This is a genomic window from Psychrobacter sp. SHUES1 (assembly GCF_001652315.1).
Lineage (GTDB): Bacteria > Pseudomonadota > Gammaproteobacteria > Pseudomonadales > Moraxellaceae > Psychrobacter > Psychrobacter faecalis.
Genome location: NZ_LXWA01000083.1, coordinates 1 through 12687 on the forward strand (window position 1 = coordinate 1; position 12687 = coordinate 12687).

The 12687-nt window shown below is 43.9% G+C and carries 10 protein-coding genes, 2 tRNA genes and 1 pseudogene; 9 read left to right on the forward strand and 4 right to left on the reverse strand.

Annotated features, from left to right (window positions below; genetic code table 11):
* Positions 1–577 precede the first annotated feature (577 nt).
* The 3 genes from A7325_RS10955 (at position 578) to A7325_RS10965 (ending at position 2167) form a co-directional block, all read left to right on the forward strand.
* Positions 578–653: transfer RNA gene (locus A7325_RS10955), tRNA-Asn, on the forward strand.
* Positions 654–861: 208 nt separating this feature from the next.
* Entirely contained in the window at positions 862–1191 is a 330-nt protein-coding gene (locus A7325_RS10960) for a CopG family transcriptional regulator (RefSeq protein WP_068408103.1), read from the forward strand.
* Between the two features lie 220 nt (positions 1192–1411).
* Complete coding sequence (locus A7325_RS10965; RefSeq protein ID WP_227515004.1) at positions 1412–2167, forward strand: hypothetical protein; 756 nt, start codon at positions 1412–1414, stop codon at positions 2165–2167.
* Between the two features lie 154 nt (positions 2168–2321).
* Here A7325_RS10965 and A7325_RS10970 read toward each other — a convergent pair.
* The 3 genes from A7325_RS10970 to A7325_RS10980 form a co-directional block, all read right to left on the reverse strand.
* Positions 2322–2412, reverse strand: a tRNA-Ser gene (locus tag A7325_RS10970).
* A gap of 153 nt (positions 2413–2565) precedes the next feature.
* Positions 2566–3699, reverse strand: coding sequence for a type I glyceraldehyde-3-phosphate dehydrogenase (locus tag A7325_RS10975; RefSeq protein WP_068408112.1), 1134 nt, complete (start codon positions 3697–3699; stop codon positions 2566–2568).
* A 118-nt stretch (positions 3700–3817) separates the two neighbouring features.
* Positions 3818–5740, reverse strand: a complete 1923-nt coding sequence (locus A7325_RS10980) for an AAA family ATPase (protein WP_068408104.1) — start codon at positions 5738–5740, stop codon at positions 3818–3820.
* Positions 5741–6192: 452 nt separating this feature from the next.
* On the opposite strand from A7325_RS10980, the gene A7325_RS10985 reads away from it, so the two are divergent.
* The 5 genes from A7325_RS10985 (at position 6193) to A7325_RS14135 (ending at position 11143) form a co-directional block, all read left to right on the forward strand.
* The gene (locus A7325_RS10985) at positions 6193–7719 is read left to right on the forward strand and encodes an aldehyde dehydrogenase family protein (protein WP_068408106.1); all 1527 of its coding nucleotides are present in this window, start codon (positions 6193–6195) and stop codon (positions 7717–7719) included.
* Positions 7720–7857: 138 nt separating this feature from the next.
* Complete coding sequence (gene adhP, locus A7325_RS10990; protein WP_197488903.1) at positions 7858–8886, forward strand: alcohol dehydrogenase AdhP; 1029 nt, start codon at positions 7858–7860, stop codon at positions 8884–8886.
* Between the two features lie 172 nt (positions 8887–9058).
* Positions 9059–9391, forward strand: a complete 333-nt coding sequence (locus A7325_RS10995) for a DUF779 domain-containing protein (RefSeq protein WP_068408108.1) — start codon at positions 9059–9061, stop codon at positions 9389–9391.
* A gap of 109 nt (positions 9392–9500) precedes the next feature.
* The gene (locus A7325_RS11000; protein WP_264753720.1) at positions 9501–10628 is read left to right on the forward strand and encodes a GMC family oxidoreductase; all 1128 of its coding nucleotides are present in this window, start codon (positions 9501–9503) and stop codon (positions 10626–10628) included.
* Entirely contained in the window at positions 10586–11143 is a 558-nt protein-coding gene (locus A7325_RS14135; RefSeq protein WP_264753721.1) for a GMC family oxidoreductase, read from the forward strand. The genes A7325_RS11000 and A7325_RS14135 overlap by 43 nt, the downstream gene beginning before the upstream one ends.
* 442 nt (positions 11144–11585) lie before the next feature.
* Here the strand turns inward: A7325_RS14135 and A7325_RS11005 are convergent.
* A pseudogene (locus A7325_RS11005) lies at positions 11586–12467 on the reverse strand (IS982 family transposase).
* 67 nt (positions 12468–12534) lie between these two features.
* Here A7325_RS11005 and A7325_RS13560 point away from each other — a divergent pair.
* Positions 12535–12687, forward strand: a 153-nt coding sequence (locus A7325_RS13560; RefSeq protein ID WP_156508544.1) for a transposase, incomplete at its 3' end; no start/stop codon positions are given.

Sequence of the window (12687 nt, forward strand, 5' to 3'; positions counted from 1 at the left end):
TAACCTATGCAGGCACTTAGTTCAGTCGATTGAAGACAGTTTAAATAATCGACCAAGAAAGGTGCTAGGGTTTAGAACACCGCTTGAGGTAAAATCTAGCTTCGGGTGCGTTGCACTTCAATGTTGAATCTAAGTTTTAAAAAAAATAAGGAGTTAAAAAGCTTCAAATCAAAGCAAAAATGATAAAAAATCTGGGCTGACTATTTTATAGGTTTATATGGGTGCGTGAAATAGAGATTTTAAGGGTTAAAGCAATATAAGGTTTTTCTTTAGTTTCAAATAGATAGTCTTACCAAACTAAGGAATAAAGTAAGTTATAATAATATTAAGAAAAATTAATTTTTATACATATTTTAGCAGCAGCAACCATCGTCACCGTCAATAAAGTCGCCGCTTTAACAAGAAACACCCACAATTTTATCCTATTTATAATTATATTTATTATTTATCGCCTAATAAGGTTGACAGCCCAGAACTACTTGGCTAAAATGTGCCCCACATAACGCAAACAAGATAAGCAATCGCACCTACCAAAGGCTTTGTAAAACTTGTTTAATTAACCGTTATCACAACTTATTCTCCAATAGCTCAGTTGGTAGAGCAACGGACTGTTAATCCGTGTGTCCCTGGTTCGAGCCCAGGTTGGAGAGCCATATTCTAAAAGACCTTCATCAACTATTTGATGGAGGTTTTTTTTATGGTCGCTATTTAATCCTTAATAGCTTACCTTATTCACCAATACAATATTCATACGGCGACGGTGTTCTTTTAGCGATTTTTATTGTATGGTAAGAAGAGCTGTGACCAAGTTCGTTTTTGTCTGAGTGTTTTATTCCTACTCACTAAAAGTAATGGTTTATTATGATACCTGTTCGTATAAAAAATAAATTCTCTGATCATCCACAAAAAATCACGCGTCCGATCAGTATTCGCTTGTCTGAAGAAATGATTAGGTTATTAGAGTCTACCTCAGCAGAGCTGGGCTTTAAACGTATCCAAGGCTTGATTCGTCTATACATTCGTCAAGGGCTGGATCGCGACCATCAAGATTATACCTTGGCGCATGATGAAGTGTTTATTGAAAGCCTACGTAAGCGCGGGGTCAGCCAACGTATCATTGATGAGGCGATTGTGGTCACGCATAATAATACCACCACTCACCCGCTGTCTGAGCTGCAAGATAAAGAGTAGCACTTGGCTTATCATACATACAAAAAAAAGACTAAGTTTGCTTAACGGCGCTTGGTCTTTTTTTTGCTATTTAATTTGAACTTGCTACATAAAACATGCCCTTCTTAATACGCTTAATAACATCGAATACCCATTAGCGATAAACAAACATACAAAATTATCATAAGCGCTATATTGGTATAAAAGTTATTAGTATCTATATGGGTTGAAAAGGAGGCATATGATGATTGGTTTATATAAACACGCAGGCCGTGCACGCTATATAAAAAAGGCCATGTTATTGGCATTTACTGTAGCGATGTTGCCAGTTATCAATGGCTGCACACAGCCGCCAGCAGATCCAAGCAGGCAGACCATACCAACCAACTCTGACCAATGGCAAAAGAAGCTTGGCGATACGTTTGAGCGGTTGCCTGAGGCTGACAGACAGCTCTTGAGCCGTTATATGCTACGTATGAAGCTCAGCGGCGCGTATGAGTCCGGAGCGATGCCACGTATCACCATCAAGCAAGCCCTTATCCAGCAGCGTGAATATGAGCGCTTGCATCCAAACAATCCTACTGGCAAAAAAAGCCCGATTGTCACCAGTCCGCAAGTGCACACTGCCAAAGCACAAAATTACCCTGTCGCTTTACTCCCCGTCAAAACCAGCGATAGCGATAGTCTAAACCAAGTAAAACTACAGTTTATGCTGTCAAACCACGGTAAGGTAGCGATTAAAAGCTTTAAGGGTAAGCTCACCATGCAAGAGGCCAATTTGACCAAAAGCAAAAGTTTTAATGTACCGTTGACCCAGTTCCAGCCACCAATCGAACCTGAACAGTCTGGCAAAATCATCATCGAAAGCAGTATTGAAGATATCAATGTCATGCGCGCGATTAAAAATCATACGGGCATACATATTGAGATTAGCGAAGGCAAACTGGTATTAATGGATGGGCAAGAAGTAGAGTTTGAGCAAACGCTAGCGAAATAATAGAGAGTTCATATAGTCCATTCAAAACAAAATCGACAGGGGTATTCGGGTTTAAAATAAACCAACTACAGAGTGCCCGCTAAGTTACTAAAAACCGCATTTATGCAAACATAAAAAAGCCCCAATCAATAACTGATTGGGGCTTTTTCGAATTTGGCGGAGACGGAGAGATTCGAACTCTCGAAGGGCTATGAACCCTTGCCGGTTTTCAAGACCGGTGCATTCAACCGCTCTGCCACGTCTCCATTGGTGCATCATTATATAGATATCATCGTATAATGCAAGCGCTTCATATTAAAAAAATGAAATTAATTTACAGCCAGTTTTAAATCAATGACTTAGCGTGTGCCAAAACTTTTTGCCCAGTGCTTTTTTTAAAACATTTACTGCAAACCAGGTTATTTACTTAAAGCGAGGTGCAAGCACATATCAAGCAGCCTGTTGGCATAGCCCCATTCATTGTCGTACCAGGCAAACACTTTATATTGATCGCCCACTTGCATCAATTGCTGCCCATCGATAATCAGCGATTCTGGCTGATGGATAAAGTCACTGGAAACGAGCGGTTCATCAGTATACGCCATGATATTTATCAAATCACCAAGGCTAGCAGCTCTTAACTTTTCTCGTATCGCATCGACGCTGACATCCGGCGTATCAAAAACAAACGTCACATCAATCGCCGCCACATCAATGGTCGGTACGCGAATAGAGTGACCGTTTATTTTGCCTACCATCGCAGGCAATACCCGTTCTGTCGCAGCAATACTACTTGAGGTGGTCGGAATAATATTATAACCAGAGGCGCGTGCGCGTCTTGGGTCGCGGTGCGCTTGATCGAGCACTGTCTGATCCGCCGTTACAGCATGAATCTCGGTCATCATTGCAGACCTAACGCCGAATGCCTTATCAAGGGTAGCAATCAGCGGTACCAAGGCCTGCGTGGTACAAGAAACGCTCGAGATAATCGGTAGCTTGCGTGTGAGCTCAGCGGTATTGACGCCCATGACAATACAAGCATCGACATTGTCAAAGGGCGCAGCACCAATAATGACTTGCTGTGCACCCGCTGCTATATGTAGCTGTGCTTGCTCATAAGAGCGAAAATGCCCCGTACACTCTAATACCACATCGATACCAAGCGTTTGCCATGGCAGGTTTTTTGGGTCAGCTTCTGAGAGCATTTTGATGCAATAAGTCAGGTTGTTCTTAGTCAAACACAGCTGAATATTGTTATTATCGTCTAAAACCTCCGCACTGACGCCAAGGCGACTTAAGCGACCATGAGTACTATCGAATTTTAACAAATGCAATAAAATATCAGCCGATGCCAAATCATTAATCGCCACCACATGAATAGCGCGTCCCAACACCTCAAAGCGCTCTAACAAGGCACGCAGTACATTACGTCCAATACGGCCAAAGCCATTAATCGCAATCCTCAAGGGCTGCGTATGCTCGCCTGTCGCATGCGTAAGCGCCACTCTAGGTTCGGCGTTCAATTGGTAAGTTGCGCTAGAAAAATCAGGTATAACGTCAGACATAAAAGGGTATCGCTATAAAGAGATATAAAAAGAGTGGCGCGCTACAGTGAATATTATCAGCATAATGCCAGTCTATCTTTAGAGACTTTTTCTCACTGATTGGATGCTACGGCGTAATAAAAATTAATGCCAAACGAATGGTGTTGTAATCAATCGCTTGTTTTAGATGCTCAAAAATTGGACGCAGCTTAACACTGCCATCATCGTTAAAGTCGTTTGGATTATTGGCGACCTTAATGGCCACATAAGCGTTGCCAACCGCCGTCATCACTTCATCGTCTGGGCGCAGATGATCACACGCCAAACTTGGATCTTGCGATTTTAATTCTGCAATATGGCGCATAATGGTCGATTGCGACAGCTGCCGCGCCTGCGAAATCTCGGCAATCGATAAGCTCTCTTCTAATAAAATTCGCGTCGCCAGCAAGGTGCTGTCCGATTTATCAGAAACTTGATTACCAAGTTTCTGTTTTTTATCTATCTGCGCTTGCTGTTGCTCGCGGCGTTTTTTCTGCAAATTGGCATACGCTTTAATCACTGACTTACTAAGCGTGCCGCCTGATTTTAGAATAAATTTCTCATGCGCCTGCCTCATACTTTCTTCATCAAGCATGGCATAATTGGCATCCGCTTCCTCTGACAGTGCCAAAAAGCGTTTATCGGCGCCGCGTGCCAGCGGGTCAAGCTGCAAGCTCATGTCATTCATACCGAGCAATTGCAAACCTGCCAGCGACTTTAAGCGTGACAATGCCACATAACCTTGCCCAAGCTCAAAAGTGCGCGATAAATCAATCTCGGCCGCCTCAAGGGTCATGCCTTGCGATTTATGAATAGTAATGGCCCAAGCCAAACACAGCGGCACTTGTAAGTAGCTTGCCAGCACGTCGCCGGTTTCGTCTTCGATGATCCATTCTTCAGGCTCAGCGATGACTTCACGACCTGAGTTTAGTCGAACTACAGGCATTTTTTGCGTGGTTGGTTTTTCATCTTTTGGTTTTTTCTTACTTTCTTTATCTTTTTTGGCTTTGTTTTTCGTATTCTTAGCAATAGCATCTTGCGCAGTATCTTCAATCAAATCATCGCTCGTATCTTTACTATCGTCAATTTTTACCGCAGCAAAACCAATCAGCTCACCCATCGTGCCGTTAGAGACACCAAGCTCGCTGTTGTTTTTGATAAACATCACCTTAGCACCGACCTTTAATACCAAATCGTCTTGAGTGCGTACCGTTTTTTTGAGGGTCTCAACCAGTTTGCTATCACCTGTCGCGGTGGCCTCAAACCGCATGGTTTCGCCTTCAAGCGCTGCCAGTTCTTTATCATTGATTTTATTGACGTTGAGGTTGTGGGTATAGAGACGGGTGCGATTGATATCGACGTTTTGATCAAAGGTAGCTTCCAATGCCGCAATCGCCTCAAAAGTGACTTCTTGTCTGCGAATCTGATTGAGAATATCATCCAAATCGAGACCACCATTAGCGGCCTCACTGACTTGCCGATGCTGCTCGGATAAATAACAAATATGGAACTTAGCATCGAGCCAGGCCTCAGACATAAAAGCAAACTTTTCTCGGTTACTCTCACCCTTACTTCCAATCGGTGGTAACTGAAAAAAGTCCCCTGCAACCACCACTTGTATACCACCAAATGCAGCATCGTTTTTTCGCACATGCTTGAGCACTTGGTTGACTAGGTTAAGCTGCTTGGCATGCAGCATGGAAATCTCATCGATGATCAATACCGCCGTGTCTTTTAATCTGTCTGCTAAAAACTGCTTACGCGATAAATTGGTCAAATCACGATCAGACAACTCGTCTTTGATGCCTATACCCGACCAACTATGGATAGTCGTGCCGTTCATGTGTGTCGCCGCGATACCCGTACTAGCAGTCACAGCAACTGGCACACGGCGCGCGCGTAAGTAATTGATGTACTGGTTGAGAGTATAAGTTTTACCTGAACCTGCTGAGCCAGTCAAAAACACATTTTGACCTGTTTTTAAGATATCAAGAGCAGAAGATTGACGCATATATCCAAACCAACCAATAACATAAGAAAAAGGAAACTACCGTCGTAGCATCATAATGGTAGCAATTATAACAGCTGTACCAAGTTTTCGAACCAATTTAAGCAGATACTTATGCATAACCTAAATTTATGAAACAACCTGATTTGCTTTACTAAAAGTAACTATCCTTATACGCCAATCTCAACTTATCGTAGGCTTTTGATTTTTATAGAATTTAAAATTCTAATTGTTTTAACTGAAATTTTAAAAACTAAGTAAACCAATACCTTAGAAAAATAAGTTGAGAGTGGGGTATCTTTATGTATAAAAGTTCAGTAGGATAGACTGACAACCTGATCAGGAAGATCCAGCAAAACCGTGCAAGTGACTTTATAGATATGACCTCAAAAGATCATATATCAAAGGCTTGAACGTTTATTTGCTTTATAAATTAATACAACAAGGAGTCGTTAATGCTACACGCCTATCCCAATACAGAAAACAGCCCCGTCCAATTCCGCGAAAAATATGACAACTTTATCAATGGTGAGTGGGTCGCACCAGCCGATGGAGAATACTTTGACAACACCAGCCCCATTGACGGTAAAGTCATCTGCCAAGTCGCCCGTTCAAAAGAAGCGGATATTGAAAAAGCCTTAGACGCTGCTCATGCTGCCAAAGACGCTTGGGGCAAAACCAGTGTCGCTGAACGTGCCAATCTACTGCTCAAAATTGCAGATAAGATGGAAGCCAATTTAGAAGCCATCGCCATTGCCGAAACGTATGAAAACGGCAAGCCTGTACGTGAAACCCTAGCAGCAGACATTCCATTAGCTGTCGATCACTTTCGCTATTTTGCCAGTGCCATTCGTGCACAAGAAGGCGGCATCAGTCAAATTGATGATGACACGGTTGCTTATCACTTCCATGAGCCACTTGGTGTCGTCGGCCAAATTATCCCATGGAACTTTCCGATCCTCATGGCAGTATGGAAGCTAGCCCCTGCGCTTGCTGCTGGTAACTGTATAGTACTCAAGCCTGCAGAGCAAACGCCTGCCTCTATCCTATTTATGCTAGAGACGATCGGGATTGCTGATATCTTACCAAAAGGTGTCCTCAACGTGGTCAACGGTTTCGGAGTTGAAGCTGGTAAGCCGCTTGCCTCCAATCCACGTATCAATAAAGTTGCCTTTACTGGTGAGACGACTACTGGTCGCCTAATCATGCAGTACGCCAGTGAAAACATCATTCCAGTTACCCTAGAGCTGGGTGGTAAGAGTCCAAATATCTTCTTTGCTGATGTCATGGACGAAGACGATGATTTCTTGGATAAAGCCGTTGAAGGTTTGGTCATGTTTGCCTTAAACCAAGGTGAGGTTTGTACCTGTCCGTCGCGTGCGCTGGTACATGAGAGTATTTATGATGAATTTATCAAACGCTGTGTCGAGCGTGTTGAAGCCATCAAAATGGGCAATCCACTAGACACTGACACCATGATTGGTGCACAAGCCAGCTCAGACCAGTTAGAAAAAATCTTATCTTATCTGGATATCGGTAAAAAAGAAGGCGCAAAAGTCTTGGTTGGCGGCGAGCAAGCCAAACACGATGGCGAGCTTGGCGACGGTTATTATGTGAAACCGACCATCTTTGAAGGCACCAATGATATGCGCGTGTTCCAAGAAGAAATCTTTGGACCAGTACTTGCCGTCACGAAATTTAAAGACGACGAAGAGGCCATGAGCATTGCCAATGATACCTTATATGGTCTTGGTGCTGGAGTCTGGACACGCAGTGTACACAAAGCCTATCGCTTCGGACGTGGCATCCAAGCAGGTCGCGTGTGGACCAACTGCTACCACATCTATCCTTCGCATTCTGCATTTGGTGGCTACAAGCAATCGGGTATCGGCCGCGAAAACCATCTAATGATGCTTGATCATTATCAGCAAACCAAAAACATGCTGGTATCGTATAGTCCAAAAGCGATGGGGTTCTTTTAAACACTATTTGCTAAAGCACCTTACAAGGAAGCGTAAGGTGCAAACTCGATGCTTACTAAGCATCTACATGTAAAATAATTGGCAGTTTAAAAGACTAAGTCGAGCATTAGTGACTGCTAGTAATAAGGAGAAAGTAACATGGCTAATAAAATGAAAGCTGCGGTTCTGCATGAGTTCAACCAACCTCTGCAGATTGAAGAAGTTGATATCCCTACCCCAGGTCCTGGTCAAATTGTAGTAAAAATGCAGGCATCAGGTGTCTGTCATACCGACCTGCACGCTGTCGAAGGCGATTGGCCAGTCAAACCAAGCCCCCCGTTTATCCCTGGTCATGAAGGTGTCGGCCTGATCACTGCTGTGGGTGAAGGTGTTAAGCATGTTAAAGAAGGCGACCGTGTCGGTGTGCCTTGGCTCTACTCTGCCTGTGGTCACTGTACGCACTGTCTAGGTGGCTGGGAAACCCTGTGCCTAAGTCAAGAGAACTCTGGTTATTCAGTGAATGGTAGCTTTGCAGAATACGTATTGGCAGATGCTGACTATGTTGGCATTATTCCTGAGAGCGTTGACTCTGTTGAGATTGCACCAGTTCTATGTGCGGGTGTGACGGTATATAAAGGTCTGAAAATGACAGACACCAAACCAGGTGATTGGGTCGTCATTTCAGGTATCGGTGGACTTGGTCACATGGCGGTACAGTACGCCATTGCCATGGGACTGAACGTTGCTGCCGTCGATATTGACGATGAAAAGCTCGATTTTGCCAAAAAACTGGGGGCAAAAGTCACCGTCAATGCCAAAAACACCGATCCTGGTGAGTATCTGCAAGAAGAGATCGGCGGTGCTCATGGTGTGCTAGTGACAGCCGTCTCCTCTAAGGCCTTTGATCAAGCGCTGACCATGCTGCGCCGCGGTGGTACTTTGGTCTGTAATGGTCTACCAACAGGCGACTTCCCTGTTTCTATCTTTGATACGGTACTAAATGGTATTACCATTCGTGGCTCAATCGTTGGTACACGTCTAGACCTACAAGAGTCGCTAGATATGGCAGCGGAAGGTAAAGTAAAAGCGACCGTTGCCGCTGAGCCGCTTGAGAATATCAATGATATTCTTGATCGTATGCGTGATGGCAAGATTGAGGGACGTATCGTGATTGACTACGCTATGTAGACATTGCAACTGTCTCAGTGATTGGTACGTTTAGTCACAAAACATCACTTAATCACTAACGCTAGGTCGTATCGTTTTCAGCCACATGCTATGAATGATGTGAGTGAAGATGATACGACCTTTTATATTTTACCGATTAGTTTGGGTAAAATATAAAAATAAGGAGCACGTTATGAAACTTGAAGCGACAGAAGCCTGCGTTGCGTTAATTGAGCTATTAAAGTCCAAACACGGTGACCTGATGTTCCATCAATCTGGCGGCTGCTGCGATGGCAGCTCACCGATGTGTTATCCGCTGGGTGAGTTCAAAGTTGGTGGTCAAGACGTACTCGTCGGTGAGCTTGCTGGTTGTCCATTTTATATGGGTAAAGCCCAGTATAAACTCTGGCAACATACTGATTTAACTATCGATGTAGTCGATGGTCGTGGTGCGAGTTTTTCACTGGAAATACCTGAAGGCAAACGCTTTATTGTGCGCTCTGAAATATGCGCCATTGAAGATTGAATGAATGCCTAGCGTCAGTATTCTGTTAGGTCTATACTAATCAATGACCTATATACTGGAAAGCTAGCTCTCCAGTTTGATTGGCATGGAAGCTATAAGGAATATAAAAATGGAATTTGACGCAAAATTTGATTACGTCATCGTTGGTGGCGGTTCTGCAGGTTGTGTGCTCGCTAGCCGGCTGACAGAAAACCCCGACATCAGTGTTTGCTTGTTAGAGTACGGCGATGAGGGCAAAGATCTTGCTATTCGCGTCCCTGCAGGGCTCATCCTTCTCGTCCCTGGCAAACCGCTAAAATCAAACAATTGGTGCTTTCATACTACGCCGCAAACCCACCTCAATAACCGCCGCGGCTTCCAACCTCGTGGGCAGTGTTTGGGTGGCTCATCAGCCATTAATGCGATGATTTATACTCGCGGCAGCGCGCTTGATTATCAGCGCTGGGTTGAGCAAGGCTGCGAAGGTTGGGGATTTGATGATGTCCTGCCCTACTTCATCAAGTCAGAAAACAATGTTCACGGTAGCGATGCGCTGCATAGTGATAGCGGGCCACTGCACGTCAGTGATTTACTCAGTCCTCGTGAAGTCTCAAAAGCGTTTGTAGAGGCAGGGATAGCCAATGGACTTGAGCATAACCAAGACTTCAATGGCAAAAAACTTGATGGTGTTGATCTGTATCAAGTGACGCACTTTCATGGAGAGAAACAAGGTCAACGCTGCTCTGCCGCTGCCGCTTATCTACATCCAGTACAAAACCGGCCAAATCTGACGGTCATTACCCATGCGCAAGCCAACCGCGTCATTATTGAAGACAATCAAGCAGTCGGCGTTGTCTATGAAAAAGATGGGGTTAAACAAACCGTTATGGCGCGTCATGAAGTCATATTATCAGGAGGCACCTTTGGCTCACCCAAAGTTCTCATGTTATCGGGCATAGGTCCTGCTGAACACTTGCAGTCACACGGTATAGATGTCGTGGTAGATGCGCCTGAAATCGGTGGCAACCTACAGGATCATTTGGATGTGGTATTTGATTACGAGGTAAACACCACGGATGTCATCGGTATCGGCATGATTGGTGGCAAAAACTTCTTTAAAGCGCTTTCACAATGGCGAAAAGATGGCACTGGCATGCTATCGACCAATTATGCTGAAGCGGGTGCTTTCTTTAGCGTCGGCGAGGATCCTCAAAAATGGCCAAATACCCAACTACACTTTTCATCTCACGAGTGGTGAATCATGGTCGTGAGCTCAAACGCGGCTACGCCATCTCTTGTCACAGCTGCTATCTGCGCCCCGAAAGTCGCGGCACTGTCAGACTCAACTCCGCTGACCCTTCTGACGCAGTGCTGATTGACCCAAACTACCTATCTCACCCTAAAGACGTAGAATACATGGTGGCTGGTGCAGAGCGTACCCGAACGATCATGCAAGAAGCCCCAATCGCAAAATACATCACCGAAGACTACCCTGCTCCGTATATTGAAAAAGATGGCATGCTTGGTTATATTCGTAATAGATCAGATACCATCTATCACCCTGTTGGTACTTGTCGCATGGGCTCAGATGATCGCTCGGTCGTAGATCTGGAGTTAAAAGTGCGCGGTGTAAGCGGACTGCATGTCATCGATGCCTCAGTCATGCCAACCTTAATCAGCGGCAATACCAATGCACCTACTATAATGATCGCCGAAAAAATGGCTGACTTCATTAAAGCAAAACATCATCACGCTGAGCAAATCGTATCATAGAAAAAATAAGTAAAATATTTTACGGCAAGCGCTTTTATCTCATAACTTTTCTATTGAAAATAGCACTTACATTCAAAAATACAGATATTAAAACGGGACATTTTCTATCAAATTAAATATATTGATACCTTGCGTTACAACTGCGTAAGGTAGTATATTTAAACCGCTTATTTATATCGCTATTTATCGCAGCCCACAATTTGAGTTAAAAACACCTGACTTATTTTCGTTTTGCATAGGTGCTGTATAGAATTGAGGAAGCATTGAAAAAAATAAGCAACGCCTTACTCTACTGTTTACCACAACAAAGAAATAAGGCATCACTTATGACTCGCACCAAGCTCAACGATGAACTTTGGCACAAGCTATTTATTATATTGCGACAAATTAACGTATATAACCCCAGTTCGGGATAAGCCACATTGTAACTCATTGATACTATTTACAATGTTGCTACCTGTCCCTGCTGAGGCATATTTTTGATGGTGGGTTTATAGGGAAACCAGCAATAAGCAATCAAACCTGACAGCAAGTTTGTAATAAAACCCGTGACACTACGATGGCGTGAGTGTTCGATTTGGCACAAGTTTTTAAGCTCTCCAAACACCGTTTCAACCAAAGAGCGATGATTGAGTAGTGCCTCATCCATCGGCTTGAGTAATTGGGGTTTCATATTACGCCGAAGTTTAGTGATCAGCGTGGTATCACTATGTTTTGTGAGCCACTCGTTTAGGGCTTTACTGATGTATCCTCTATCACCAAACACCTTGCCAAACACAGACGTTGCCATATCCTTAACAGGCACTCTGTCATCGGTATTACCCGCAGTGACTTTAACAGATACAAGCTCGCCCTTATGATTGATAATGGCGTGCAGCTTAAAGCCGTAAAACTAGCCCATACTACCTTTATCTCTTTGCGCCATACTCTCAAAGACTTTATGACGGTAGATACGCTTGTTATGACAAACTGCTATCTTGGTTGAATCAATATAGCTGATACCTGTACAGTCGCCCATCATGCTTTGCAAGTAGGCACATAGTGGCATGATACTGCGCGGCATAAGCTCTATAAATCGCGAGTAGCTCGGCAGATTTGGAAACTCCCGTTTCATCATGCCAAGCATGTGATGGTAGTAAAACGCCTTAAACTGTCGATACCGCCGTTGATGAAACAGTACCAAGATGGTCATAATCTCTGCTACACTTATCTGGCATGCTCTTAGCCGTTGACGGCCCGTTGCGATTAAATGAGCGTCAAACTCAGGTTTGAATTGCTGATAAAAGTCGTCAATATGGCAGTATAGTTCGGTTAGGTTGTCCATGTAAGAAGTCCTTTTTGCTTAAGTGGTCTTGGTAAACTTACTTTAGCAACTTTGGACTTCTTTTTTTATCTTTTTTTTGAGCCCTTATCCCGAACTGGGGTTATATAACAAGCCCAATCTAAGACGTACCGTTGAAGGCATGCTGTACCGCATAAGAGTAGGCTGTCCATGGCGAGACTTACCTTCTTATTTCGGTCATTGGTCTCGCATATATCATCAA